This window comes from Serratia sp. 2C06, assembly GCF_050037615.1.
GTDB lineage: Bacteria > Pseudomonadota > Gammaproteobacteria > Enterobacterales > Enterobacteriaceae > Serratia > Serratia ureilytica.
The window spans coordinates 4235119-4260040 of record NZ_CP188299.1; the positions used below are offsets into that span (position 1 = coordinate 4235119).

Consider the following 24922-nt stretch of genomic DNA (forward strand, 5'->3'; position numbering starts at 1 on the left):
CATAGCCTGATATCTATTAAACCGAAAAACGGATTGTTTTTGAGCAAGCAGCCTGGCTGCCGGCTGATATCCACAGGAAGCTTTACACACACAATGAAAGTCGTAAAACCTCTGCGCCTCAGCGCGCTTCATCGCCCCTTCTCTTGGCAAGGGCAAAATCATCTGGGCGTTTCCATTTTGGCCTTGGCCGACATGGGGGCTTCCCCGCGCCTGCGCCCCGAACCGGAGCTGTGGCAGTTGGCCGCCGACGAACTTACGCTGAGCGGCGGCGTGCTCGATTTGGCTATTCCGAAAGCCTGTGCGGAGTTTCTCGCCACCGGCAACGCTTACACCCACCATCAACAAGACAAAACCGCCTGCGCCGTGAAGATCCAGCTTGATTCGCTGGAGAAAACGCTGGTGGTTTTCGGCGATCGTCATTGGATCAACGATCGCCCCTCCTCTCCTCTCCCTTTTGCAGAAATGCGTCTGGACTGGCGCCGGGCTTACGGCGGGGCTCAGTTCGCCGATAATCCGCACGGCATCGGCGCCACTCCAGAAACATTTCCGCAGGGCCGCATTCATCGCCTACCCAATGTTGAACCGCTGCAGGAGCGCCTCGCGTCTCCTCGGCAAAGCGCGCAGCCGGCAAGCTTTGACGCGTTGGAGATCACCTGGCCGCGCCGCTTCTCACGCATCGGTAAAAACTACGACGCCGACTGGTTGAAACACGGTTTTCCCGGCTTCGCCAACGATATCGACTGGCGCCTGTTCAACATGGCGGAAAGCGATCAGCAGTTTCCCCAACGCGACAGCTTGCCGCTTCAGGCTGCCTACCGGATATGGAACATGCACCCTTCAGAGCCGGTTCAGCAAGGCCGTTTGCCGCCGTGGCGCGCACGCTGCTTCATTAACCGGCTGCGCGGCGGCGAAGCGCATTTCGGGGAAGTCGCGATGCGCCACACCACCGTGTGGTTCTTTCCCCATCGCGAACAAATGCTGTTGATCTACCAGGGCAGCCTTCACATCAATGAAGACGATGCCGCAGACGTCATGCAGCTCATGCCGGCGCTGGAAATTGAGGGTAAAAGCCGCACCGTCGGGCATTATCGGCAGGTGCTCGATCGGCGGCTTGATAAAGAGCATGGCGCTCTGCACGCTTTTCGTGAAAAAGATTTGCTGCCGGAGTGCTGTATTGGCCCCTGGCTCGATACGGAAACGCCGACGCAGCAAAGCCCGATGGTGGAAAACATCGCCGCCTACGAGCATCACCAACGCGAACAACACCGCCAACGTCTGCAGCGCGAAGGCCGAGACATCGACGACATGTTTGCCGCGCCGCCAGCTGAACCGATGCCCGCTTTGGATCAGCTGGCCGAGTTTGTCGAGGGCATGGAACAGCGCGCTGAAGCGCATTACCGTGAAATCCGCGATGACGCGCAGGCAAACGGCATTGATATTGACGGCCCTGGCCCCGCCGACCTTTCCGGCGCGGAAAGCTACCAACAGCAGCGCGACCAGCTGTTTCAACAGGCGCGTCAACGCCCCGACGCGTTTAGCGACAAGCAGTTGGGGGAAAGCGAGCGCGCGCTGCACCAAATGTATTTAATGTCGGCACAGGCGCAAAGCCCGGCGCTGCGTTTAAGCGGCGATCTGGCACAGATCATTCGCCAACGCGTCACCGCGGCCATGCAGCGCGATAAAGATCTCAGCGGCCTGGACCTCACCGGCGCCGATCTGTCCGGCATGGACCTCAGCCATGCCACCTTGCGCGGCACGTTGCTGGAAAACGCCAATCTGCGCCAAGCCCGGTTGGTGGGCTGTGACCTTCGCGAGGCAATGCTGGCGCGCGCCGATCTCTGCGGTGCCGTCTTGCAGCAGGCGGATCTGAGCCACGCCTCTTTGGCCCTGGCGAAATGCGAAGCGGCGGATTTCGGCGGCGCGCAGCTGCATGAAACCAACATTCAACAAACGTTGTTTCAACGCTGCGACTTCACGATGGCGTCCTTACGCGATTTGCTGGGGTACGAAACCTTGCTCGGACAGTGTGATTTCAGCCGCGCCACGTTGGCCAACATTACGCTGATGGAGCTGCAGCTGGAGCAACTGACATTCAGTCACGCCCGGCTCGACAAAGTCAGCTTCATCAAATGCCGGCTGCTGGCGGTGAAATTCGAGCAGGCACGGCTGGAAAGCTGCGCCTGGGTTGATACCGAAACGCAAAACCTCAGCTTCCGCGCCGCGCGCCTGACGGCCTGCGCCTTTGCGGCAAAGACGCTGTTGCCCCAGGCGGATTTCAGCGACGCGACGCTGAACCAGTGCAACTTGCGTCAGATGCCGTTGCAGCGGGCAAGTTTCAGCCGCGCGCGCCTCAACAATTGCGATCTGTCGGAAACGCGGCTGAACGAGGCCGACTTCAATCAGGCCAACGGCAGCGGCAGCCTGTTCATTCGCAGCGATCTGACGCGCGCCAACCTGCGCGACGCCAACTTTATTGCGGCGATCCTGCAAAAGTGCGTGCTGTCAGGCGCCGACCTGCAGGGCGCCAATCTGTTCCGGGCCGATCTGTCGCAGTCGAAAGTGGACAAGGCGACCCGGCTCGACGATGCCTATACCGCCAGAGTGAAAACATTGCCTCGCCACAACGGGAAAGAAGTATGACCTCAATGCCAGAGCAGATACGCCAGCGTGTGAAACGCGGCGAACCGATTTCCGGTGAGGATTTGCACGGCCTGTCATTCGCGGGTATGGATTTGGCCGGCGCAATGTTCAACGCCCTGAACCTGAACGGCGTGGACTTCTCCGATTGCGATCTGCGCGACAGCGTATTCAGCGATTGCCGGCTCGAGCACGCTCTGTTTACTCGGGCGAACCTCAAGCAAACGGCCTTCAATCAGTGCGCCATGTCCGCCAGCCGCTTCAGTGAGAGTCATATCGAGCTGACGATGTTCAACGAATGCCGGCTTGAACAGGGTGATTTCAGCCGTCTGCCGCTCACCCAAAGCCACTGGATGTCATGCCAATTGGCCGGCGCGAACTTTTCCGCCACTCAGCACGATCGCACCACGTTTTACGAAAGCCCGCTCGACGGCGCTACGTTGGAGCATGCCCGACTTTCGCTTGTCACGTTTTTTCGCTTAACCCTCTGTAACACAGAATTTGCAGGGGCAGATTTCGACCGCGTCACGTTTTTCGAATGCGACCATCGCGGCAAAAGTTACGCCGGGCAGCGCCTGATCGCCTGCCAGTTTACCGATAACCAATTGGACGACGTCGACTTCAGCCAGGCGACGCTGCGCCAAAGCAACTTCAAGGGCGCTTCGCTGCGGCGCGCCAACCTGACGGGCGTGCAGGCGCAGCAGTCGCTGTGGCTGGAGGCCAACCTGACTCAGGCGCAGTGCCGCAGCGGGCAGTTCGATCAGGCGATTTTCAGCGAAGCGACGCTGGACGCCGCCAACTTCAACCAGGCGCGTCTGTATCAGGGCGTGTTCCAGCACAGCCGCGCGGCGCGCTGTGATTTCAGCGACAGCGACCTGACCTACGCCGATTTTTGTTATGCCGACATCGGCGCCGCCGATTTTCGGCGTGCGCGCTTCATGCGCACCCGCATGCACCGCGCCCACCAGCAGCAAACGCGCTGGGGCGATCGCAGCGGAATTCTCGAGCGCGACGAAGAACTGTACGCCGCCGAAACCTGGAGCGCACAGCGCCAGAGCCGAATCTGAATGCATTGACCACTTCACGAGGGGATCACCATGAGCGTTGCCAACACAACTCGCGCCGTCAACATCGCACCGCCCCAGCAGGCCGCCGGCCAGGTCGTCAACCTGTTGCCGGACGGCAGCCTGGTGGTGGAGTGCGAAGGCCGCGGCTGGCATTGCCGCCGGGCGGCGAGCTGCCTGCTGACGCCGGCCCTCGGCGATAACGTGCTGGTCGCCGGCTGCGGCCACCAGCTGTGGGCGATCGCCGTTCTCGAACGTGCGGAGCCGCAAAGCGCGGCGCGGCTCTGCGTCACAGGCGATCTGCAAATTGAAACGCCGAGCGGTTCGCTGTCGCTGCACAGCGCGCAGGCGCTAAAGCTGAGCGGCGACGCCATGACGCTGCAGGCCAACAGCGGCGACTGCCACGTCGACAAGATGAAATACAGCGGCGAGGAACTGTCGGCCTTCGTCAGTATCAGCCGCCTGGTCGGCAAGCGCTGCGAGTCGCTGTGGCATTCGGTCAGCCAGATCAGCCATTCGCTGTTCCGCAAAGTGCGCCAAACCGAGCACGTGCGCGCCGGGCAGCTGGATTATCAGGCGGAAGATTACGCCCGCATTCATGCCCGCAACACGCTCATTACCTCAAAAGACATTACCAAGCTGGATTCGGAACAAATCCACGTCGGATAACCTGCGGAGGCCTTTTATGTTTGCCAACAGCCAAATGATCGGCGTGGACCTGGCGTTTCCCGACGTCTGTCTGACGCCAAGCCCGGCGCCGGTGCCCGTGCCCTACCCGGATATCGCCCTGGCGCCGACCGCCATCCCGAACGCGTTCAACATTCTGTTCGTCGGCACCCCGGCGCACAACATGGCGACGGTGACGCCGCTGACCAACGGCGACAACCCCGGCGTGGCCACCGGCGTCGCTTCCGGGACGGTGATGGGGCCGTCCCGCCACCTGACCGGCGCCTTTACCGTATTGCTCAAAGGCACCCCGGCCACCCGGCTGACCAGCCTCAGCCTGCAGAATTCCACCAACGCGCTCGGCATGCGCATCGTGCCGAGCCAATTAAAAGTGTTGCTGCTTGCGCCCTGATGACGGCGCCTTATTACACAGCCATTCAATCAAGAAAAGAGGACATTGTGAAAACACGGATTACCCTGACGCTGTTGACCGCCCTGACGCTTGCCGGTTGTTCCACCCCGCCGCCACCGCCGCCGGCGCTCAATAACGACGCTATCGTCAGCAGTGAAGTCAACGGCGTCACGCTGCAGCACCGCGCCGCGGTGAGCGCGCCGAAGCAGTTCAAACCGATCGGTGAGGAGTACCGCAGCCTGTACGCCGCCAGCATCATGAGCAGCCCGAATTATACCGGCACCGCCGTCGGCAGCCTGGACAACGCCGCCGCGTTCTACGCGCTGGGCGAAGTGGAAAACAACTGGCTGGCGATCTCCGCCATCCGCGGTGGCGATCTGGTGGGGTATATCCAGGCCAACGCCGGCGTACCGGAAGCGCGCTACAAATCGACGCTGCGCAAAGATCTGCCGCGCCGCGCACGCGCCGCCAAACAGGACTGCGTCAAAGTCGGCGGCGACAGCAAGGCGTGTAAAAACGCCGGTTCAGCTACCTGGATCCTCCAGTAGTCAGCACGCCTGCGGGCGACGAGATTCCCATGATGACGACTCCTATCGCTTCCCGCTGGTGCGGGATGCTGTTTCTGCTGCTGGGCGCGTTGGCGCTCGGCGGCTGCATGTCTTCCGCCAAAAGCGTGCCGTCGCGTTACAGCCTGGTGTTCGATGCCGATCGCCAGGTCAACGCCGCCGCCGGCGCGCAACCGGCGCCGATCAAAATCCGCGTGCTGGTGCTGCGTTCGGATGCGGAATTTATGGATGCCGACTTCTTCAGTCTGCAAAACGACGCCAAAAGCGTGCTCGGCAACAGCCTGCTGGACAGCGATCAGTTCTTCCTGACGCCGGGCCAGACCGGCAAGAAGCTCGGCGGGCAAAGCGCGTTGGATGCGCGCTACATCGGCGTAATCGCCGAGTATCAAAATCTGGACGGCAAGACCTGGCGCATTTCACTGCCGCTGCCGGAACCCACCGAAACCAATTTCTACAAGGTATGGCAATTCTCGCCGGATGAGCTGGAAGCGCATATCGTCGCGGGCGTGAATGGCCTGCGCCCCGTAAAAAAGGTCGACTGACCTACCGCTGCGCTGAAGCGAAGTAACTATAGGTGTGATGATGAAAGATGCTCATAAGGTTGTCTGGACTGAGGGAATGTTTTTGCGCCCTCACCATTTCCAGCAGGCGGAAAACTATCTCGAAGGCTATATGCGCAACTGGGGCCAGGCCCACAGCGGCTGTTTCTGGGGGTTTCTGACCCTGGATCTGGACCAAACGCTGCTGCGCCAGGGCAAGATTGCGCTCAACGCCGCCAGCGGCATCATGCCGGACGGCACGCCGTTTCGCTTCGCCGGCGCCCAGCAGGCACCCGCGCCGCTGACCATCGCCGAAAACAAGACCGGTGAAAACGTGGTGCTGGCCCTGCCGACCTATCGCGCGGGACGTGAAGACGTGATCTTTCAGGAAAGTCCGGAGGCGCTGGCGCGCTATCTGGCTTACGAGAACGAAGTCGACGATCTCAACGCCGTTTCGGTGGGCAGCGCGGCGCTGCAGTTTGGCCGCCTGCGCCTGCGGCTGATGCTGGAGAGCGAACTCAACGCCGAATGGACCGCGCTCGGCGTGACCCGCGTGCTGGAAAAACGCGGCGACAACAGCCTGCGCCTTGATACCGCGCAGATCCCGCCGATGCTGAACTGCCAGGGCAACCCGGTCCTGAAAACCTTCATCAACGATCTGCAGGGCCTGCTGCAACAGCGCAGCCAGCAGATGAGCCAACGCCTGCTGCAGCCGGGCCGCGGCGGCAGTTCCGAAATGGTCGATTTCATGCTGCTGCAGCTGATCAACCGCCATCTTGGCCAGGTGAGCCACGCCTACCACCTCGACCATCTGCACCCGGAGCGTCTGTTCGCCGATTGGCTGCAGTTCGCCACCGAGCTCGCCAGCTTCTCGGCGCAGCGCACCCCGGAAGGGCGCCTGCCGGTGTATGACCACGACAACCTGGCGCTGTGCTTCGGCAAGCTGATGCTGTTGCTGCGTCAGGGGCTGTCGGTGGTGCTGGAAGACAACGCCATTCAGCTGACGCTGGTCGAACGCTCCCACGGGCTGAACGTCGCCACCGTGCAGGACGCCAAAATGATGCGCGACTTCGGCTTCGTGCTGGCGGTGCGCGCCGACGTGGCCGCCGAGGTGTTGCTGACCCACTTCCCGGCGCAGATGAAGATCGCCCCGGTCACGCGCATCCGCGATCTGGTGCAGCTGCAGCTGCCGGGCATCGGTCTACGCACCATGCCCGTCGCGCCGCGCCAGATCCCTTATCACGCCGGCTACACCTATTTCGAGCTGGAAAAAGGCGGCGACCTGTGGAAACAGATGGAAAAATCCAGCGCCTTCGCCCTGCACCTGGCCGGCGAATTCCCGGGGCTGGACATGGAATTTTGGGCGATTCGCAGCCATACGGACCGGTAACCTATGACTCAGGAAAATAGCATGGCACCGGCGGCCAATCCGCTGGTGGACGCCGCCAACCCGCTGCTGAACGCCATTTCGCAGATCCGCCAGTCGGCCACGCACGCCAACCCGGCGCAGCTGCGCCAACAGCTGATCGACGAAATGCGCCGCTTCGAGATCCGCGGCCAACGCGCCAACCTGCCGTACGAAGTGATCATCGGCGCGCGTTATTGCCTGTGCACCGCGCTGGATGAAGCGGCGGCGCTGACCCCGTGGGGCAGCAACAGCGTGTGGTCCGGCAGCGGGCTGCTGGTGACCTTTCATAACGAAACCTGGGGCGGCGAGAAGTTTTTCCAGCTGCTGGCCAAGCTGTCGCAAAGCCCGCGCGAGCACATCAACCTGCTGGAGCTGATCAATTATTGCCTGTTGCTGGGCTTTGAAGGCCGCTACCGGGTGATGGAAAACGGCCGCTCGCAGCTGGAAACCATGAAGCAGCGCCTGCTGCAGCTGATCCGGTCGGTGCGCGGCGGTTATGCCCCGCCGCTGTCGCCTCATGCGCTGGATCTGCCGGTACAGCAGAAGCTGTGGCGCCCGCTGGTGCCGCTGTGGGCCTGCGTGGCGTTGACCGGCTTCCTGGCTTCGCTGCTGTTCATCGCCCTCAACTGGCGGCTGGGCGACAACACCAGCCCGGTGCTGGCGGCGATTTACCAAATCAATCTGCCGCAGGTGGCGATCGGTAACCCGGCGCCGGCCGCGCCGCCGACGCTGAGCCTGAAAAGCTTCCTGCGCAAAGAGATCGCCGAAGGGCTGGTGGTGGTGCGCGACGAAGCGCAGCAAAGCGTGGTGATCCTCAAAGGCGACGGGCTGTTCGACTCCGCCGCCACCACGGTGCGCGCCAACTATATTCCGGTCATCGACCGCATCGCCGCCGCCATGAACGGCGTCAGCGGCAAGATCTTGGTCACCGGCTACAGCGACAACGTGCCGATCCGCAGCGCCCGTTTCGCCTCCAACTGGGAGCTGTCGCTGGCGCGCGCCGAAGCGGTCAGCGCCCGCTTGCAAAAGCACCTCACCAACCCGCAGCGGGTCAAGGCCGAGGGCCGCGGCGAAAGCAACCCCGTCGCGCCGAACGATAACAAAGTGAACCGCGCGTTGAACCGCCGGGTAGAAATTACGCTGTTGGTCGCCCCGGAAAATACCCAGGCGGAAATCAACGGCTTGCCGCAAGGAACCGGAAAGTAATGCTCAGTACGTTATTCTCCATCATCACCAGCCGCCTGCTGTGGGGCTTTGTCGGCATCACCGCGCTGGCGTTCATCATCTGGATGATCGGCCCGCTGGTGGCCATCGGCGACTATCGCCCGCTGGAGCCGGAACTCAACCGCCAGATCGCCATCGGCGTTATCTACCTGATCTGGTTCCTGTGCCGCCTGATCCCGCGCCTCTACAGCGCCTGGTTCAACAGTCGCCTGCTGAGCAACCTGCGCGCCGCCGAAGCGGTGCCGGCGGAAGACGGCAAGCCCGAGATCAAACAAGACGATCAGCTGGCTCAGCGCTTCGACGAAGCGGCGCAGCTGCTGAAAAAGGCGCGCTTCGCACCGGGCCAAGGCGACGGCAAACATCGCTGGATGACCCGCTTCAGCCGCCAATATCTGTACCAGTTGCCGTGGTATGTGATCATTGGCGCGCCCGGCGCCGGTAAAACCACCGCGCTGGTCAACTCCGGCCTGCACTTCCCGCTGGCGGATCGCTTCGGCAAAGCCGCGCTGCGCGGCGTGGGCGGCACCCGCAACTGCGACTGGTGGTTTACCAACGACGCCGTGCTGCTCGACACCGCCGGCCGCTACACCACGCAGGAAAGCCAGCGCGAAGAAGATGCCGGCGAGTGGCAAAGCTTCGTCGCGCTGCTGAAAAAATACCGCACCCGCCAGCCGATCAACGGCGTGATGGTGACCATCAGCGTGGCCGATCTGCTGAGCGACAGCGCCGAAGCGCGTGCCGCCCAGGCCAGCGCGCTGCGCAAACGCCTGATCGAACTGCACGAGCAGTTGGGCATTCACTTCCCGGTCTATGTGCTGGTGACCAAAACCGACCTGCTCAACGGCTTTATGGCCTACTTCGGCAGCTTCGACAAAGCACAGCGCGACCAGATCTGGGGGTTCACCTTCCCTTACGAGCGCTCGCGGCAGCCGGACTTCAATCTGAACGCCGCTTTCGAACAGCAATACGCCCTGCTGCAACAGCGGCTGGACGCGGCGCTGCCGGATACGCTGCTGATGGAGCACGACGCGCGCCAGCGCGCTGAAAGTTATCTGTTCCCGCAGGAGTTCGCTGCCCTGCGCCCGCTGCTCAGTCAATACCTGGAACAGGTGTTCGCCACCTCCAGTTTTGAAACCCGCTTTACCCCGCGCGGCATCTACTTCACCAGCGGCACTCAGGAAGGTCTGCCGTTTGACCGAGTGATGGGCGAACTGAACCGCTACCTGCAGCTGCCGCCGGCCAACTCAGGGGCGCAGGCCAACGCGGCCTGGGACAGCGTGGGCCAGGAAACGCCGATCCCGGCAGCCAAAGGCCAGAGCTTCTTCCTGAAAGAGACGCTGGAATCGGTGGTCTTCCAGGAGTCCGGGCTGGCGGGCAGCAACCGCTGGTGGGAATACCGCAACCGCGCCCTGCACTGGGCAGGGTACATCGCGCTGGCGGTGATCCTGGCGGTGCTGGCGATGTTGTGGTTCACCAGCTACGGCAACAACAAGGCCTATCTGGCGGAAGTGGCCGCCAAGGTGCCCGGCGTCGAGCGCCAGGGGCAAAGCCTGACCCAGTTGGGCAACGGCGATATGTTCTCGCTGCTGCCGTTCCTCAACAGCCTGCTGCATCTGCCGGACAGCCAGAACTTTTCGCTGGACGATCCGCCGTTCACCTATCGCATGGGATTGTTCCGCGGCGATCAGGTCGGCGACGCCGGCAATGCCCTGTACCAAAAAGCGCTGAAAGAACTGCTGCTGCCGCAGGTGGCGCAACAGATCGCCGCCACGCTGCGCAACGATAACCACGGCGACGCGGACTTCAGCTATGAAGCGCTGAAGGCCTACCAGATGCTGTATCTGCCGAAGCAGTACGACGGCAAATTCCTGCGCGCCTGGGTGATGCTCAACCTGCAGCGCAACCTGCCGCAGGGCAGTACCCAAAAACAGCTGCAGCAGATCGAATGGCACCTGAGCCAACTGCTGGATACGCAGATCCAGGCCTCGCCTTACGCCAAAGACGAGCCGTTGGTGGCGCAGGCGCAGGCCGCGCTCAATCGGGCGCCGCTGTCGCAACGCGTCTACGGCCGCCTTAAGCGTCTGCTGCTGAAACAGACCGACATCAAGCCGGTCAGCCTGGTCGATTTGGCCGGTCCGCAGACCGAACTGGCATTCAGCCGCAAAAGCGGCAAACCGGTGACCGACGGCGTGCCGGGCCTGTTCACCTCGCAGGGGTATTGGAAAGCGTTCAACGACAACATCGATCCGGTGGCCGATACCCTGCGCAAGGAAGACGTCTGGGTGTTGAACAGCCAGACGCCGGAGCAGAAAAGCGCCGATCTGACCAAGACCATCCGCCAACTGTACATGCAGGACTTTATCAGCGCCTGGGATGAGCTGCTGGGCGATATCCAACTGGCCAACATCGGCAACCTGACCCAGCGCATCAGCAGCGCGCGCCTGCTGTCCGGCAATCCGTCGCCGATGCGCAATCTGCTGGTTAACGTCAGCAAAAACGTCACCCTGCGCGACGAGAAAAGCGACGCCGATTCCCGCTCGCTGCTGGCCAAAACCGAAGACAAGCTGAATCAAAACGCCAACCGCACGCTGGAGGCGCTGTTCACCAACCGGCCGGCCAACGCCGACGGCGACGTGTCGGCCCAGCCGGAACAGCTGGTGATGGCGCACTTCGCGCCGCTGCTTGAGCTGGCGCAAAGCCAGGGCGAAGGCAATAAGGCGATCCCTTTCGACAGCGTGCTGAAACAGGTCGATGAGCTGTACAGCTACCTGACGGCGGTGCAAGGCGCGGCCAACAGCGGCATGTCGGCGCCGCCGAGCGACATCATCCCGCGCCTGCAGGCCGAATCCGGCCGCTTGCCGGTGCCGTTCAAACAGATGCTGCTGTCGCTGGCGATCGGCGCCAGCAGCGACACCCAGCGCAAAGAGATGGAGAACGTGAAAAAGCGCATCAGCTTCGAGGTCGGCAGCTTCTGCCGCCAGGCGATCGCCGGGCGTTATCCGTTGGTGGCCCGGGCGCGCCAGGAAGTGACGCCGGACGATTTGGCGCGCATGTTCGCGCCGAACAGCGGGCTGATGGACAGCTTCTTCCGCGACAACCTGCAGGGCAAGGTCGATACCACCCGCGCCAACTGGCGTTTCACGCCCGGCGTGGACGGCAAGACGCTGCCCGGCGGCGAAGGCATCCTGCGGTCGTTCCAGCAGGCGCAGCGCATCCGCGACGCCTTTTTCGCCAACGGCACGGCGACGCCCTCTTACCGCGTGACCGTGCGGCCGGTGCGGATGGATAACGACATCCTCAACCTGACGCTGGATATCGACGGGCAGCTGTTCAAATACAGCCACGGCCCGCAGGTGCCGCTGGTGGTCAGCTGGCCGGGCACCCGCAATACCAACCAGGTGCATCTGCAGCTGGCGCTGGCCAACGGCACCACCGCCAGTCTGGTGACCAGCGGGCCGTGGGCGCTGAACCGCCTGGTGGATATGGCGCAGTCTTCGGGCACCGGCGGCCTCGGCCGTCAAGCGACGTTCAATCTCGACGGCCACCGCGTCACGCTGGAGTTCACGCCCAACAGCATTCGCAATCCGTTCCAACTGCCGGCCTTCTCGTGCCCGTAGCCCCGAAAGGACATGACCATGAGCACTGATTCAAGCGCCCCGACGAGCATCGGCTGGTACGGCAAACTTCCTTCCGCCGGTGACTTCCTGCAACGCCGTTTGCCTGACCCGGTGGTCAACAACTGGGCCCACTGGTTCCATAACGGGCTGGTGAATTTGCAGCGCGATGCACAGGGGCCAAACGATCACCCGTTCAGCAACGCGCCGGTGTGGAACTTCGTGATCCCCGCCACGCTCGGCAGCCAGTACGTGCAGATGGGCTGCCTGTTGCCGGCGCGCGACCGCGTCGGGCGGCGTTACCCCATCTGCGCGCTGCGCCTGTTCAGCCAACAGGATTGGCGCCCGCAACAGCTGAACATGGCGGCGAGCTGGTACCAACAGCTCGGCCATACCCTGCTGAACGGCGTGCGCAACGGCTTCTCCGCCGAACAGATCGACCGCACGCTGCAGGCGATCCCGGCGCTGCCCAGCCCGCCGGCGGAAGCGGACTCCGAGATCTTGTCGATTATCGGTTTCCAGCATCCGGACGTACCGGGCCTCGGCTGGCAGCAGGCCGCCGACTGTTTCGATCCGGCGCAGTACACCAGCTTTTGGTGGACCAATCAGGCCGACGGGCACCCGCTCTACACCCACGTGCACAGCGGCAACCTCACCGTGCAGCTGTTTTCATTGCTGTTCGAACCCAACGGCTGGGCGCGCCCAGGCCGCGGCGGCCAGTACCCGCAAATGTTTGATTAACATCGCTCGTTGAAGGAAATCTTATGGCTATCGACACCGATACCCTGCTGGCCCCGGTTGACGCGGATACGCCCTGCGGCGACAACCTGGAATACGACGCCGACTTTCTGGCCATGGCGCGTGCCGCCACCGGCAAAGCCGAACAGCAATTCGGCAGCACCATCATTCCGGAAGAGGCGCCGGATTGGGTGCAGGTCGAGCGTCTCGCAAGCTCGCTGCTGGCGCGCACCAAAGACCTGCGCGTCATGCTGTATCTCACCCGCGCCTGGACCCAGCTGCGCGGATTGCCGGGCTATGCCGACGGGCTGACGCTGATCCACCAGGCGATACTCCGCTACTGGGATGCCCTGCAGCCGCCGCTGGAGTTCGACGGTGAGGCCGACCCGCTGTTCCGCATCAACGCGCTGGCCGACCTTGGCGACAAGGCCGCGCTGGCCGTCAGCGTGCGCGCCGCGCCGCTGCTGAAAAGCGCCGCCGGTGAAATCTCGCTGCGCGATGCCGGCGCCCTGCTCGACGGCAGCAAGCAAGAGTGCCCCAACTTTCCCGGCGGCCGCGCACGGCTGCAGGATGAGCTGGCGCAACAGGATCGCCCCGAAGGCGCGCTGGTGATGCATATCGCCAACACCCTGGCCGCCATTCGCAGCGAAGTCACCCGCCATCTGGGTGAAAGCGCGCTGCCGGAAATGAGCGCGCTGACCAAGGTCTTTTCGCTGGTGGCGCTTGCCGGCCAGAGCGAGGCCCCGGCCGCCACCGAAGCGGACGCCACACAGGAAACCGCCGCTGAGCAGCCACCGGCCGCCGTGCAGAGCGCCTCTGCCCCACTCAACTGGCGCAGCGCGCAGATCCAGTCGCGCGATGACGCCCAGCTGATGCTGGACAAGGTGAAAAACTATTTTCGTCTTCATGAGCCAAGCCACCCGGCGCCGCTGATGATCGATCGGGTACAGCGACTGATTACGCTGGACTTTATGCAAATCGTCCGCGATTTGGCGCCCGATGGGCTTAACCAACTGGAGACCATTCTCGGTCGCCCCGACAACGAGGAGAACAGCTAGCCGCCGACTTTTGTTCTCTTGACGACACCCGATACCGTCTGCCCCTGCGCAGACCCGAATCAGAACCTGACTCTCCCAGCCGGACGAGGCGCGTTCCCAATCGCCATTAGATGGAGTAAATCATGTCAAACTCGAAATCCCGCAGCGGGCAGAAATTCATCGCCCGCAACCGCGCGCCGCGCGTACAGATTGAATACGATGTCGAAATTTATGGCGCAGAGCGCAAAATCCAGCTGCCGTTCGTGATGGGCGTGATGGCGGATCTGGTGGGGAAAGCGGTCGATCCGCAAGCCAGCGTGGAGGAGCGCAAGTTCATGGAAATCGACGTAGACAACTTCGACGAGCGCATGAAATCGCTGAAGCCGCGCGTCGCTTATCAGGTTGACAATACCCTGACCGGCGAAGGCAAGCTGAACATCGATCTGACCTTCGAAAGCATGGAAGACTTCTCCCCCGCCGCTATCGCCCGCAAGGTCGACGCGCTGGACAATCTGCTGGACGCCCGCACCCAGCTTTCCAACCTGCTGTCCTACATGGACGGTAAAAACGGCGCCGAGGAGCTGATCTCCAAGATCCTGCAAAACCCGGCGCTGCTGAAATCCCTGACCGACGCGCCGAAGCCGGCGGTTAACGATGACAACAACGAGCGTGAGGATTAATCGATGAGCAACTCGCCTCAGCAACAAAATGCGTTGCAAACCACCGAGACTTTTTCCAGCGATGAGTTCAGCGCGCTGTTGAACAAAGAGTTCCGGCCGAAGACCGATCAGGCCAAAGAAGCGGTCGAGAACGCGGTGAAAACTCTGGCGCAGCAGGCGCTGGAAAATACCGTCACCGTTTCTTCCGACGCCTACCGCACCATCCAGGCGCTGATCGCGGAAATCGACGAAAAGCTGTCGCAGCAGATCAACCAGATCATTCACCACGACGATTTCCAGAAGCTGGAAGGCGCGTGGCACGGCCTGCACTACCTGGTCAACAACTCTGAAACCGACGAGATGCTGAAGATCCGTTTCATGAGCATTTCCAAGCAGGAGCTGGGCCGCACGCTGAAGCGTTATAAAGGCGTGGGCTGGGATCAGAGCCCGATCTTCAAGAAAATCTACGAAGAAGAGTATGGCCAGTTCGGCGGCGAGCCGTTCGGCTGCCTGGTGGGCGACTACTACTTCGATCACAGCCCGCAGGACGTGGAGCTGCTGGGTGAAATGGCCAAGATCGGCGCCGCCTCGCACTGCCCGTTCATCGCCGGCACCGCGCCAAGCGTGATGCAGATGGAGTCCTGGCAGGAGCTCTCCAACCCGCGCGATCTGACCAAGATTTTCCAGAACACCGAATACGCCGCCTGGCGCAGCCTGCGCGAATCGGAAGACGCGCGCTACCTGGGCCTGGTGATGCCGCGCTTCCTGGCGCGCCTGCCGTATGGCATCCGCACCAATCCGGTGGACGAGTTTGACTTCGAAGAAGATACCGACGGCGCGACCCACGGCAACTACACCTGGACCAACGCCGCCTACGCCATGGCCGCCAACATCAACCGTTCGTTCAAAGAGTTCGGTTGGTGCACCGCCATTCGCGGGGTGGAATCCGGCGGCGCGGTGGAGAACCTGCCGTGCCATACCTTCCCGAGCGACGACGGCGGCGTGGACATGAAGTGCCCGACCGAGATCGCCATCAGCGATCGTCGCGAAGCCGAGCTGGCCAAAAACGGCTTTATGCCGCTGGTGCACCGCAAAAACTCTGACTTCGCCGCCTTTATCGGCGCGCAGTCGCTGCAGAAGCCGGCGGAATACTACGACGCCGACGCCTCTGCCAACGCCCAGCTTTCCGCGCGCCTGCCATACCTGTTCGCCTGCTGCCGCTTCGCGCACTATCTGAAGTGCATTGTGCGCGACAAAATTGGCTCCTTCCGCGAGCGCGACGATATGGAGCGCTGGCTGAATGACTGGATCATGAACTACGTGGACGGCGATCCGGCCAACTCATCGCAGGAAACCAAGTCGCGCAAACCGCTGGCCGCGGCGGAAGTGCAGGTGGAAGAGATCGAAGACAACCCGGGCTACTACAGCGCCAAGTTCTTCCTGCGCCCGCACTACCAGCTGGAAGGCCTGACCGTCTCCCTGCGCCTGGTGTCGAAGCTGCCTTCGCTGAAGCAAAACGACGCGTCCTGATGGACTGGAGTCAGGCCGCGATCGCGCGGCCTGGCTGATGTATCAACCTCATCGTCAGCCTATCGCAGAAAACCCGGATCGCATGTGGAACCAAGATAACGCGAAATAATTAAGCATTGAGCCATTATCATTTTAATAATGGCTCGGTAACCCGTACCGATAGTTTTCGGTATTTAAGAAGGTGCATGGCACAAGGATATAAATTGGTAATGCATTACCACACTTGCAATTCCTGCTGCTATTACCTGAGTTTTTCAACGTAACGTTAATACTACTGTTAACCCTTAATAAAGAGTGAAGAAACTATGGCTATTGATATGTTCCTGAAAGTTGAAGGTGCCAGCGGCGAATCCAAAGATTCGAATCACAAAGGCTGGACCGACATTACTTCTTTCTCCTGGGGCGCCTCTCAACCAGGCAATATGGGCGTTGGCGGCGGCGGTGGCGCCGGTAAAGTGTGCTTCAACGATCTGCACGTCAACGCGCTGATCGACAAGTCAACCCCGGCCTTGCTGAAACACTGCTCAAGCGGCAAACACCTGACCAAGATTGAGCTGTCGGTTTGCAAGGCGGGCGGCACCCAGGTTGAATACGCAAAAATCACCCTGGAAGACGTGCTGGTCACCGCCGTGCAGTACACCGGTGCAGGCGGCGAAGACACCGTGGGCGTCACCTACTCCTTCCAGGCGGCGAAAGTGAAACAGCAGTACTGGGAGCAGAGCGACAAAGGCGGCAAAGGCGCCGAAAGCAGCGCAGGTTGGAACATCAAGGAAAACCGCGAAGCTTAATTTGTCTGCCCCCGGCTACGGCCGGGGGTTCATAACATGGATACAATGGAGAGTCAGGATGAAAAAACCTCTATTTGGACCCGCATGGATTCGTTTTTCTGAAGTCAATATCAATGTAAAAAAAGTGGGTGCATTGATTGGTGGAAAAGTAGAAAGCAATATTGAAAACGGTATTTTTGAAAATGCTTGTCCTATACGAATGAGTTATGTACTCAACTATACAGGCATACCAATTCCCTCTAACTCCGGTTATGCGACTGTGTCTGGTAAAGATAAAAAATGGTATCTTTATCGTGTTAACGATATGATTCTCTTTTTAGAAAAGAACTTCGGCAAGCCTGATATCACGGTGAAATCCCCTACCCCAGCTAAATTCTCAGGTAAAAAAGGGATAATGGTTATACAAGGAAATGGCTGGCGAAATGCCAGAGGACATGTCACATTATGGAACGGTGACATTTGCTCTGACTCTTGTCATTTCATGGGGGATCCTGAGAATGGATCTTTTGTTCCTGAAGTCGCATCACTTTGGATATTAAAATGAAGACTACCCACATCGCCCTTGCTCTTCTTCTCGTTTCTCCTATGTTGCTGGCGGAAGATATAAAAATAGAAAACTTACCTCAAAGCGAAATTTATGAAAATTGGCTGATTAGCCGCTGCATTGGGAAATCTACTGACTCAGAAAAAACCAAGCAAGATGCCTTCCGTTCCGCTTCCGCCTATTTAGAATTCAGTAAACTCCCCATGGATGCATTCGAACAAGGCGAAAAACTGGCTGAACAGTACGCAAATAAAAATAGTCAAGGATCAGTTAAAGGAAGTTATCATACTTTAGATTGCCTTTCGCTGCAGAGTTCCAGTGAGGCTAAAGCCATCTTCGAACGTTACTCTAATTAATAATTAATATTGTAAGTTGCAATTTTATAAAACCATCAACTTAAGAAAATTAGAGTTTTATTAATTATTTTCACTGGGTATTAGCCATCAAGCATTGAGATACTCATGCGCTGGTTATGTATTACTCTGCACAAACCATACGGATTTTGGAGTGTTGAGATGAAAAAAATCCTTATCTCCTTTTTTTGTCTATATGCCACTTGTGCTATAGCGCAGAAAAATCAAGAAGAGTCGATTGAAAATTGGCCGCCGCAAGCGGCATACAGAAGCTATTTGCAAAACTACAAGGATATTGCTCTAACCTACTGCATTTCCGTCGCTTATAAGACATCACCAGAGGCTAGCAAAGATGCAATTACCTCATCGAATGGTATCGATGCTTGGTCATACTATGCAATTCGTGATGAAGAATCCCCTATCATCAATCTGACAAAGCAGTACTTGCAAAAGAATTACAATGCTAAGGATGGGAAAAGCCGCTTAGACTTAATGAAGTGCATGGATATGTACCATAGTGAAGAGCTTGATAAACTTGCGAAAGATTATGTACAGCGCCCTAATGATAATTGGGTGAAAGACAATCCGGACAGAGTAAATGAAAATCCTCCTCGGAAATAATCAGTGAAAAAAATCTCACTGACTGTGGCCATCGCCGCAACGTTGAACGTCAATGCAGCGACAGAAATTGACTATTCCCCTGCCGAGTACCTCAAAAACTACGCGCTTAGCGTCTGTATCGCCGAGGGGTACTCAGCAAAAGAAGTCAAAAACGATGCCGCAGCCGCTGCTCGGGGTTACATGGAGTTCGGCGATTATTCTCTGGAGGCGCATACCGCCGTCAGGGCGCTGGCAAAAGAATTTCTGGCAAAGCCCTATGACAGCATGTCTGGGGAGCCGATGACGATGGCCAAGTGCATCGATCTTGTACATAGCCAAGCGTTACAAGCCATCATCAAGAAGTACCAAGGGAAAGACGACAACTGATAATAAATACGCATCCTTACATATAATAAATGTTAGTTTAGAAAAATAGGAAAGGAATCCTGATGCAATACAAAACAAAAGCAGATCTGGATAGATCTGTCGATGAACTAAAAAAACTATCAAGAACGTTTTCACGACAGTATCTATACACCAACGAATCAAGAGCTAATTTCTCACTGGAAATAGACCAACTTATTCAGTTTGCACAAAGGGATATCAGTATACACTGCACATCCTACTCTGGGGCAATCAGGGACATTGAAGACGAGACTAATCATCTTAAACGCCAAGCTTTTGCTATCGACGCAGGAAGAAATACGCTCTATATATCAATAGAAAAAAAGAAGAGTAACAACACCACCAACCTTATTTTGAAGCAGATAGGTTTTGTCGGTGGAGGAACACAAATATTCGCCGGAGTCGGTACTTGTGCAGCGACTCTCGGTATGGCGTGTGGCGGTTTTGGCTTACCGCTGATTGCTCAAGGTACTAACAATATTTATGAAAACGGTTACTATTTACTTTTCCGAAAAGATAAATCAGGCAGTGTCAGAAATGCCTATCGATATACTGCAAAAGCACTAGGATATAGTCAGGATGCTGCGGATACAATTTATGGCACTGTAGATCTTAGCCTATCTGGATATGGAATGATCAGGAAAACATTAAAACCAGATGCCTGGAGATTATATAGGAATATCAATAGCGACTTTATTCGTGGTTGGCAAGAGATGGGCCGAACAGGTTTGACGATTGAGGTTATATCAGATTTAACAACCGGCAGCGGGATGTACGAACTCATAAAGGACAACCAAAGAAAATGACTCCAGACGTCACGCTATCAACTTACTCATATGGATTCTTATTTTCCTACTTTTCATTGTCACTCATAATTTTAGTGGCATTATATTACTTAAAAAAAATATCGGCACGCAAACACAATTATCCATTGTTTGTTTTCAACTGTCTCATTGTTGTTGTTATGGGAGTCCTACAGCTCTCAATTTTTGCATATGGAAATGATTTTCTTAATCTTTTCTACCCAATAGGCAACGATAACTATGACTCTATTCACTACGGCAGTTTGATGTTCACCTTTATCTACTTAACTCAACTACCAAAAAACACCTATTACAAAGAAGAAAAGAATCGAAGTTAGCCATCTGATTAGATGACTAAATCAACATACGCCCAAAGCAGTCTAAAATCCCCATCAGCAGGAATGCCTTATGCGATTTTCCATTGTAAAAAATAAAAGCGGCCAGGTTCCGCCGCAAAGCAGTTGCGATTTTCTGCCGCCGGGCGGCACCATCGGCCGTAGCGTGGACAACAACCTGGTGCTGCCGGACGAAGAGCGCGCCATTTCCCGTCTGCAGGCGATCGTGCACATTTCCTCTGACGGCGAATGCCGCATCACCAATCGCGGCAACGTCACCCGCGTGCTGCTGAACGATATTCCGCTGGAGCGTGGCCGCCAGGTTGAACTGCAGGATGGCGACGTGCTCGGCATCGACGATTACCAGATTGAAGTCAGCGCGCTGCAACAGCACGCCGCGCCGCAGGCTCAACCGGTGGCCAAGGCCGTTGCCGCTGCTGCGGCCCCTGCAGCCGCCGCCAAAGAAAAATCCGCCGCGCCGATCCCCAACGAAATCTGGGACAGCCTGGTGGAAGAATTTACGCCGAATGCGTCGGCCGCCGTCACACCGCCGCCGGTAGCCAATCCAGACAGCCATCCGCTGCTGGATACCCCCGCTCGCGAGCTGAACCCGGCCGATCCGCTGGCGCAGCTGGCGGGCGATGTCGATCTGCGCCAATTGCAGCAACAGCAAACCGATCCGGCCGCCCTATTCAACACCGACTCCACTTTTGAGCGTGAGCATATCCTGGCCGACACCACCCCCAGCGCGCTGCTGGCGGAGCAGGCTGCGCCACCGCGCCCGGCTCCCCCCGTCCAGAATGCGCAGCAACCGGAACAAGAGCTGGATCCGCTGGCGCTGTTCGGCGGTTCATCCGCGCCCGCTTCGCCAGAGACGTTAAACAGCAACGACCCGCTGGGGCTGTTGATGGGCGGCGCCGTGCCGCTGGCTCAGCCGGAGGAACTGGTACAGCCGCCCGCGCCGCCGATCGCCGCACAACCGCAAGCGCCGCGCCCACAGCCGACGCCGCCGCCCGTGCAGACGCCCGAGCCGCAACCCCAACCTGCGCCGCAGTTCAGCCAGCAGGAACCGCCTGCGCAACCTCCGCGCCCGCGCCAGGGCAACCGCCTGGGCATCGATCCGGTCGCCTACCAGTCCGCCCAGCGGCAGCACGCCGCCGCGCCGAATGGTGACACCTTGGAGGGGCCGCTGCTGACGGCGCTGTTGCAAGGCATCGGTCTCGACGATCTGCAGCCGCAGCCGCATTTCGACGAACAACAGATCCGCCAGGCCGGCCGCCTGCTGAGCCTGTTCTCGCAAGGCACCGTCGCCCTGCTCTCATCCCGCTCGATCCTCAAGCGCGGCGTGAAGGCCGAGATGACCATGATCCTCGACGAGGCCAACAACCCGTTCAAACTGCTGCCTTCGGGGAAAACGGTGCTGATGCAGATGTTCGGCAGCCAGATGCCGGGCTTTATGCCGCCGGAACAGGCGGTGCGCGATGCGCTGATCGACCTGCAGGCACACCAGCTGGGGATGATCGCCGGCATTCGCGCCATCATCGCCGCCATGCTGCAGTCCTTCAACCCGGAGCGCCTCGAAGAGGAAGCGCGCAAGGAAGGCGTGGCGCCGCGTCTGTCGCTGCCCGCCAACCGCAAGGCCGCGCTGTGGGACTACTTTGTGAAGAACTATCAGCAAACCTCCGGCGAGATCGAGGACGATTTCCACACCCTGTTCGGCGAAGCCTTCCTGCACGCCTATGACGTTGAAGTGAATCAATACAAAGACTCACAGACCAAACCGGACGCGTAATGAATATCACCATAGCCTCTACCTCCAATCAGGGCGGCCGCGCCTCCAACCAGGATCAGACCGGCGAGGTGCTCGGCAACCGCGCCGCCTGCTTCGTGGTGTGCGACGGCATCGCCGGTTTTCCGGGCGGCGATATCGCCGCCAAACTGGCGCGCGACACCATTTTGCAAAACTTCGACGGCGAAAAGCACCTGAACGCCCAGAGCATTCGTCAGCACATTACGCGCGCCAATGCCGCCATCCACCAGCAGCAGCGGCAGTCGGACGAATACAGCAAGATGGGCACCACGCTGGTCAGTCTGTTTATCGATCGCGATTACCAGCTGGCCTACTGGGCGCACGCCGGCGACAGCCGCCTGTACCTGTTCCGCCGCGGCTACCTGCATGCCGTCACCACCGACCACAGCCTGATCCAACAGATGCAGGACGCCGGTTATCAGACCAACGGCATCAACAGCAACCTGCTGTATTTCGCGCTGGGGCTCAACGAAGAGCGCGACGCCACCTACAGCGACGTGCTGCAGCTGGAAGACGGCGACGTTTTCCTGCTGTGCACCGACGGCTTCTGGCACAGCTTCAGCCAGGCCGAACTGGAACAGTCGCTGCACATGGTCAACTCCCCCAGCGAGTGGATCGCCCTGATGCAGCAGGCATGGAAGAAAAACAATAACAGCGATAACTACAGCGCTATCGCCGTCTGGATTGGCTCACCGCAGGAAACCACCCTGCTGCATTCGCTGGCGGATGCGGAACGGTTTCTCATCCGCGACTGAGTCGGCGCACATTCACAGCAAGGTTCACTATGAAATACTGGATGCCGGGGCTCGTCGCCCTGATGGCGGTACCGACCGCGCAGGCGATGAACTATCGCCTGGTTTACTCCCCCAGCCAGAAGCTGGAAGTGTTTATTGATGACGTCAAGAACAGCAATCCGGAAAGCTGGTGCGGCAAAAGCATCCCGCTGCGCATCGTCTCGGCGCAAGGCAAAGATCCGGCCGTGTTGAACGACTTTCTGCCCCGCGTCGGCAATCTGCTGGAAAAGCAGTGCCCAAAAGCCGGTCATCTGCCCTGGACGCTGACCGACAAGCGCGGTGAGAAGCTGGCGACCGGCGAAGCCGCCAAAGCGCGCGGCTGGAAACCGGTGGTCAAGCAAGAGACCGCCGAGCAGCCGCAAACCCCGCCGCCGCCGACCATTCCTGCGGCGGTGGCCGTCACCTCTGCGCAGGCGGACACCGCGCCGCCACAGCGTTTTAGCCTGCCGCAGGGCTGCCACTTCCGCACCTTCTGGGGTGACGAAGCCACCGGCGGCGCGCTGTTCATTCCCGCCGGCGACGCGCTGCGCTGCGGCGAGGACGGCTGGCTGCAAGGCAGCGGCGCGGTCACGCTGCAACACGGCGGGCAAACCCTCTCGCCGACGCTGTGGTTCCTGCAAGGTTACCCGCTGGCGAAGATTAACGGCGGCGATCGCGCGCTGACCGTCGTCAGCGCCAACGCCCAACGGCTCATTTTGGGCGGCAACCCGCAGGCGCCGGGCAGCTTCCTGCTGCTGACCTTCGAACCGCAGTTGCATGCCTGGGCGTTCAACGGTGAAGCGATCGTTGAAATGCCGCGTGTCGACGCCGCCGACGAGACCAAGATCACACAGCGCGTGCAGCAGGCGCAAACCGCCTGGCAGCCGCTGCTGAGCGCCTCCGCCCCGCTGACCTTCAAGCTGGTGGAACAGTTGGCCGCAGACCGGGTCGATCCCGCCAGCGGCAGCTACCTGTCGGTTAACGGCGCCACTCACTGATTATAAGGAAAGCCTGTGAAATCATTAGCAAGCATGCTGCAAGGCCAGTCGATCGCCGCGGCCATCACCGCCGTCGAGAACGATATCAAGGCAAAACCGGCGGATGCCGACCTGCGCGCCGCGCTGGTGCAACTGCTGTGTCTGAGCGGTAACTGGACGCGCGCCAACGCGCAGTTGAAATCCTGGCAGGCGCTGAAACCGATCGCCCAACCAACCACCTTGCTGCTGATGCAGTCGGTCAACGCCGAGCTGCAACGCCAGGCGGTATTCGCCGGCACGGCCGCGCCGACGCTGCTGCGGCAGGCGCATCCCTGGCTGAAACTGATGGTGCAGGCGCTGCATCAGGATGCGCAAGGGGCGGCCGAGCAGGCCCAGACGCTGCGCGATGAGGCGCTGGAGGCCGCCCCGGCCGGCGCCGGGCGGTTAATGCTGGCCGAAGGCGACCAAGAGCGGCAGCTGAGTTTCGACTGGCTGACCGACGGTGACGGCCGCCTCGGGCCGGTGTGCGAGCTGGCGCTCAACGGCGTTTACTACTGGGTGCCGTTTGCCGACATCGCCGCTATCCAGTTCCAGGCGCCACAGAGCGCCATCGATCTGGTGTGGAGCCATGCGCTGGTGCGCCTGACCGACGGCCGCGAACAGGTATGCCAACTGCCCGCCCGTTACCCGCTGCCCGAAGGCAGCGACGACGCGCTGCTGCTCGGCAAACGCACCGAATGGCAACCGCTGGGCGACGGCGCCCACTATGCGGGGCTGGGCCTGAAGACCTGGCTCAGCGAAAGCGACGAATTCCCGCTGCACAGCCTGCGGCAGTTGAGCTTCGACGCGAGCGCCTGACCATGAACGACAAGCGCCCACCCCACTATGACGGCGGCGATCTGCGCCGCCAGGGCTATCGCTCTCGTCAGGACAGCGAACGCCTGACTTCACGCGACAAAATGCAGCCGGTGCTGCTCGACATGCTGACCGACGACGAACCGCAGAAAAAGCAGGAGGCGCAGGTGCGCAACCTGGTGTCGCACAGCGAGCTGCGCCGCCGGGTATTGCGCGATTTGCAGTGGCTGTTCAACTGCGTCAACAGCGAATCCAATCTGGATCTCGGCGATTTTCCGCAGGTGCGGCGTTCCACCCTGAATTACGGCATCGCCTCGCTGGCGGGCAAGCGCATGTCGGACATCGAATGGCTGGACATTCAGCGCGCGCTGACCGATTCCATCCTCCATTTCGAGCCGCGCATTCTGCCCGACGGGTTGCAGGTGCGCTGCATTTCGGACACCGGCTCGCTGGAGCTGCACAACGTGCTGTCGATCGAAATCAAGGGCCGCCTGTGGTGCGTGCCCTATCCGCTGGAGTTTCTGTTCCGTACCGACGTGGATCTGGAAAACGGCCACTTCGATCTGAAAGACATAGGGTAAGGCG

General features: G+C 59.7%; 24 protein-coding genes. All 24 read left to right on the forward strand.

The features are described from left to right. The first annotated feature begins 93 nt into the window (after nt 1-93). Complete coding sequence (locus ACP3TA_RS20825) at nt 94-2640, forward strand: DUF2169 domain-containing protein (protein ID WP_426784417.1); 2547 nt, start codon at nt 94-96, stop codon at nt 2638-2640. After that, nucleotides 2637-3704, forward strand: a complete 1068-nt coding sequence (locus ACP3TA_RS20830; protein ID WP_197816313.1) for a pentapeptide repeat-containing protein — start codon at nt 2637-2639, stop codon at nt 3702-3704. The genes ACP3TA_RS20825 and ACP3TA_RS20830 overlap by 4 nt, the downstream gene beginning before the upstream one ends. Before the next feature lie 30 nt (nt 3705-3734). Next, complete coding sequence (locus ACP3TA_RS20835; protein WP_060420752.1) at nt 3735-4370, forward strand: DUF3540 domain-containing protein; 636 nt, start codon at nt 3735-3737, stop codon at nt 4368-4370. A gap of 16 nt (nt 4371-4386) precedes the next feature. Continuing rightward, nucleotides 4387-4779 carry a DUF4150 domain-containing protein gene (locus ACP3TA_RS20840; protein ID WP_004934933.1) on the forward strand — a complete coding sequence of 131 codons (393 nt, stop codon included), beginning with the start codon at nt 4387-4389 and terminating at the stop codon, nt 4777-4779. A gap of 47 nt (nt 4780-4826) precedes the next feature. Next, on the forward strand, nt 4827-5327 hold the full coding sequence (gene tagV, locus ACP3TA_RS20845; RefSeq protein ID WP_019452982.1) for a type VI secretion system accessory protein TagV: 501 nt from the start codon (nt 4827-4829) through the stop codon (nt 5325-5327). 29 nt (nt 5328-5356) lie between these two features. Then, nucleotides 5357-5887: a type VI secretion system lipoprotein TssJ gene (tssJ, locus tag ACP3TA_RS20850; protein ID WP_197816311.1), complete on the forward strand. Its 531-nt coding sequence runs from the start codon at nt 5357-5359 to the stop codon at nt 5885-5887. Nucleotides 5888-5927: 40 nt separating this feature from the next. Further along, entirely contained in the window at nt 5928-7274 is a 1347-nt protein-coding gene (tssK, locus tag ACP3TA_RS20855; RefSeq protein WP_089195494.1) for a type VI secretion system baseplate subunit TssK, read from the forward strand. 21 nt (nt 7275-7295) lie between these two features. Further along, the gene (locus ACP3TA_RS20860; protein ID WP_198808921.1) at nt 7296-8498 is read left to right on the forward strand and encodes a DotU family type VI secretion system protein; all 1203 of its coding nucleotides are present in this window, start codon (nt 7296-7298) and stop codon (nt 8496-8498) included. Continuing rightward, complete coding sequence (tssM, locus tag ACP3TA_RS20865; RefSeq protein ID WP_426784418.1) at nt 8498-12133, forward strand: type VI secretion system membrane subunit TssM; 3636 nt, start codon at nt 8498-8500, stop codon at nt 12131-12133. Before ACP3TA_RS20860 ends, tssM begins: the two co-directional genes overlap by 1 nt. Before the next feature lie 18 nt (nt 12134-12151). Beyond that, the gene (gene tagF / locus ACP3TA_RS20870) at nt 12152-12871 is read left to right on the forward strand and encodes a type VI secretion system-associated protein TagF (RefSeq protein ID WP_033643553.1); all 720 of its coding nucleotides are present in this window, start codon (nt 12152-12154) and stop codon (nt 12869-12871) included. 23 nt (nt 12872-12894) lie between these two features. Then, the gene (tssA, locus tag ACP3TA_RS20875; RefSeq protein WP_142075683.1) at nt 12895-13926 is read left to right on the forward strand and encodes a type VI secretion system protein TssA; all 1032 of its coding nucleotides are present in this window, start codon (nt 12895-12897) and stop codon (nt 13924-13926) included. A gap of 122 nt (nt 13927-14048) precedes the next feature. Continuing rightward, entirely contained in the window at nt 14049-14585 is a 537-nt protein-coding gene (gene tssB, locus ACP3TA_RS20880) for a type VI secretion system contractile sheath small subunit (protein ID WP_015378282.1), read from the forward strand. Between the two features lie 3 nt (nt 14586-14588). Further along, nucleotides 14589-16094, forward strand: a complete 1506-nt coding sequence (gene tssC, locus ACP3TA_RS20885; protein WP_004934958.1) for a type VI secretion system contractile sheath large subunit — start codon at nt 14589-14591, stop codon at nt 16092-16094. 305 nt (nt 16095-16399) lie between these two features. Then, nucleotides 16400-16882 carry an Hcp family type VI secretion system effector gene (locus tag ACP3TA_RS20890; protein WP_004934962.1) on the forward strand — a complete coding sequence of 161 codons (483 nt, stop codon included), beginning with the start codon at nt 16400-16402 and terminating at the stop codon, nt 16880-16882. Between the two features lie 58 nt (nt 16883-16940). Further along, nucleotides 16941-17426 (forward strand): type VI secretion system amidase effector protein Tae4, encoded by a 486-nt coding sequence (locus ACP3TA_RS20895; protein ID WP_071796739.1) that lies wholly within the window; start codon nt 16941-16943, stop codon nt 17424-17426. Then, a complete protein-coding gene (locus tag ACP3TA_RS20900) occupies nt 17423-17782 on the forward strand; it encodes a T6SS amidase immunity protein Tai4 family protein (RefSeq protein ID WP_033643555.1) in 360 nt (119 codons plus the stop codon). The genes ACP3TA_RS20895 and ACP3TA_RS20900 overlap by 4 nt, the downstream gene beginning before the upstream one ends. A gap of 159 nt (nt 17783-17941) precedes the next feature. Then, complete coding sequence (locus ACP3TA_RS20905) at nt 17942-18400, forward strand: T6SS amidase immunity protein Tai4 family protein (RefSeq protein WP_197816309.1); 459 nt, start codon at nt 17942-17944, stop codon at nt 18398-18400. Between the two features lie 12 nt (nt 18401-18412). Continuing rightward, nucleotides 18413-18766 carry a T6SS amidase immunity protein Tai4 family protein gene (locus ACP3TA_RS20910; protein WP_050594451.1) on the forward strand — a complete coding sequence of 118 codons (354 nt, stop codon included), beginning with the start codon at nt 18413-18415 and terminating at the stop codon, nt 18764-18766. Between the two features lie 62 nt (nt 18767-18828). Then, a complete protein-coding gene (locus ACP3TA_RS20915; RefSeq protein WP_197816306.1) occupies nt 18829-19590 on the forward strand; it encodes a DUF4225 domain-containing protein in 762 nt (253 codons plus the stop codon). 405 nt (nt 19591-19995) lie between these two features. Then, a complete protein-coding gene (tagH, locus tag ACP3TA_RS20920) occupies nt 19996-21714 on the forward strand; it encodes a type VI secretion system-associated FHA domain protein TagH (RefSeq protein WP_426784419.1) in 1719 nt (572 codons plus the stop codon). Next, a complete protein-coding gene (locus ACP3TA_RS20925; RefSeq protein ID WP_033643559.1) occupies nt 21714-22487 on the forward strand; it encodes a PP2C family protein-serine/threonine phosphatase in 774 nt (257 codons plus the stop codon). Before tagH ends, ACP3TA_RS20925 begins: the two co-directional genes overlap by 1 nt. Before the next feature lie 29 nt (nt 22488-22516). Further along, nucleotides 22517-23503, forward strand: coding sequence for a hypothetical protein (locus ACP3TA_RS20930; RefSeq protein ID WP_047025438.1), 987 nt, complete (start codon nt 22517-22519; stop codon nt 23501-23503). Between the two features lie 15 nt (nt 23504-23518). Then, nucleotides 23519-24340 (forward strand): type VI secretion system accessory protein TagJ, encoded by an 822-nt coding sequence (locus ACP3TA_RS20935; RefSeq protein ID WP_033643561.1) that lies wholly within the window; start codon nt 23519-23521, stop codon nt 24338-24340. Between the two features lie 2 nt (nt 24341-24342). After that, a complete protein-coding gene (locus ACP3TA_RS20940; RefSeq protein WP_033643562.1) occupies nt 24343-24918 on the forward strand; it encodes a type VI secretion system baseplate subunit TssE in 576 nt (191 codons plus the stop codon). Nucleotides 24919-24922: the final 4 nt, after the last annotated feature.

Excerpts from the sequence above, each read along its gene's own strand:
- ACP3TA_RS20825 (WP_426784417.1), top strand. The coding sequence starts at position 94 with ATGAAAGTCGTAAAACCTCTGCGCCTCAGCGCGCTTCATCGCCCCTTC.
- ACP3TA_RS20830 (WP_197816313.1), top strand. The coding sequence starts at position 2,637 with ATGACCTCAATGCCAGAGCAGATACGCCAGCGTGTGAAACGCGGCGAA.
- ACP3TA_RS20835 (WP_060420752.1), top strand. The coding sequence starts at position 3,735 with ATGAGCGTTGCCAACACAACTCGCGCCGTCAACATCGCACCGCCCCAG.
- ACP3TA_RS20840 (WP_004934933.1), top strand. The coding sequence starts at position 4,387 with ATGTTTGCCAACAGCCAAATGATCGGCGTGGACCTGGCGTTTCCCGAC.
- tssJ (WP_197816311.1), top strand. The coding sequence starts at position 5,357 with ATGATGACGACTCCTATCGCTTCCCGCTGGTGCGGGATGCTGTTTCTG.
- tssK (WP_089195494.1), top strand. The coding sequence starts at position 5,928 with ATGAAAGATGCTCATAAGGTTGTCTGGACTGAGGGAATGTTTTTGCGC.
- ACP3TA_RS20860 (WP_198808921.1), top strand. The coding sequence starts at position 7,296 with ATGGCACCGGCGGCCAATCCGCTGGTGGACGCCGCCAACCCGCTGCTG.
- tssM (WP_426784418.1), top strand. The coding sequence starts at position 8,498 with ATGCTCAGTACGTTATTCTCCATCATCACCAGCCGCCTGCTGTGGGGC.
- tagF (WP_033643553.1), top strand. The coding sequence starts at position 12,152 with ATGAGCACTGATTCAAGCGCCCCGACGAGCATCGGCTGGTACGGCAAA.
- tssA (WP_142075683.1), top strand. The coding sequence starts at position 12,895 with ATGGCTATCGACACCGATACCCTGCTGGCCCCGGTTGACGCGGATACG.
- tssB (WP_015378282.1), top strand. The coding sequence starts at position 14,049 with ATGTCAAACTCGAAATCCCGCAGCGGGCAGAAATTCATCGCCCGCAAC.
- tssC (WP_004934958.1), top strand. The coding sequence starts at position 14,589 with ATGAGCAACTCGCCTCAGCAACAAAATGCGTTGCAAACCACCGAGACT.
- ACP3TA_RS20890 (WP_004934962.1), top strand. The coding sequence starts at position 16,400 with ATGGCTATTGATATGTTCCTGAAAGTTGAAGGTGCCAGCGGCGAATCC.
- ACP3TA_RS20895 (WP_071796739.1), top strand. The coding sequence starts at position 16,941 with ATGAAAAAACCTCTATTTGGACCCGCATGGATTCGTTTTTCTGAAGTC.
- ACP3TA_RS20900 (WP_033643555.1), top strand. The coding sequence starts at position 17,423 with ATGAAGACTACCCACATCGCCCTTGCTCTTCTTCTCGTTTCTCCTATG.
- ACP3TA_RS20905 (WP_197816309.1), top strand. The coding sequence starts at position 17,942 with ATGAAAAAAATCCTTATCTCCTTTTTTTGTCTATATGCCACTTGTGCT.
- ACP3TA_RS20915 (WP_197816306.1), top strand. The coding sequence starts at position 18,829 with ATGCAATACAAAACAAAAGCAGATCTGGATAGATCTGTCGATGAACTA.
- tagH (WP_426784419.1), top strand. The coding sequence starts at position 19,996 with ATGCGATTTTCCATTGTAAAAAATAAAAGCGGCCAGGTTCCGCCGCAA.
- ACP3TA_RS20925 (WP_033643559.1), top strand. The coding sequence starts at position 21,714 with ATGAATATCACCATAGCCTCTACCTCCAATCAGGGCGGCCGCGCCTCC.
- ACP3TA_RS20930 (WP_047025438.1), top strand. The coding sequence starts at position 22,517 with ATGAAATACTGGATGCCGGGGCTCGTCGCCCTGATGGCGGTACCGACC.
- ACP3TA_RS20940 (WP_033643562.1), top strand. The coding sequence starts at position 24,343 with ATGAACGACAAGCGCCCACCCCACTATGACGGCGGCGATCTGCGCCGC.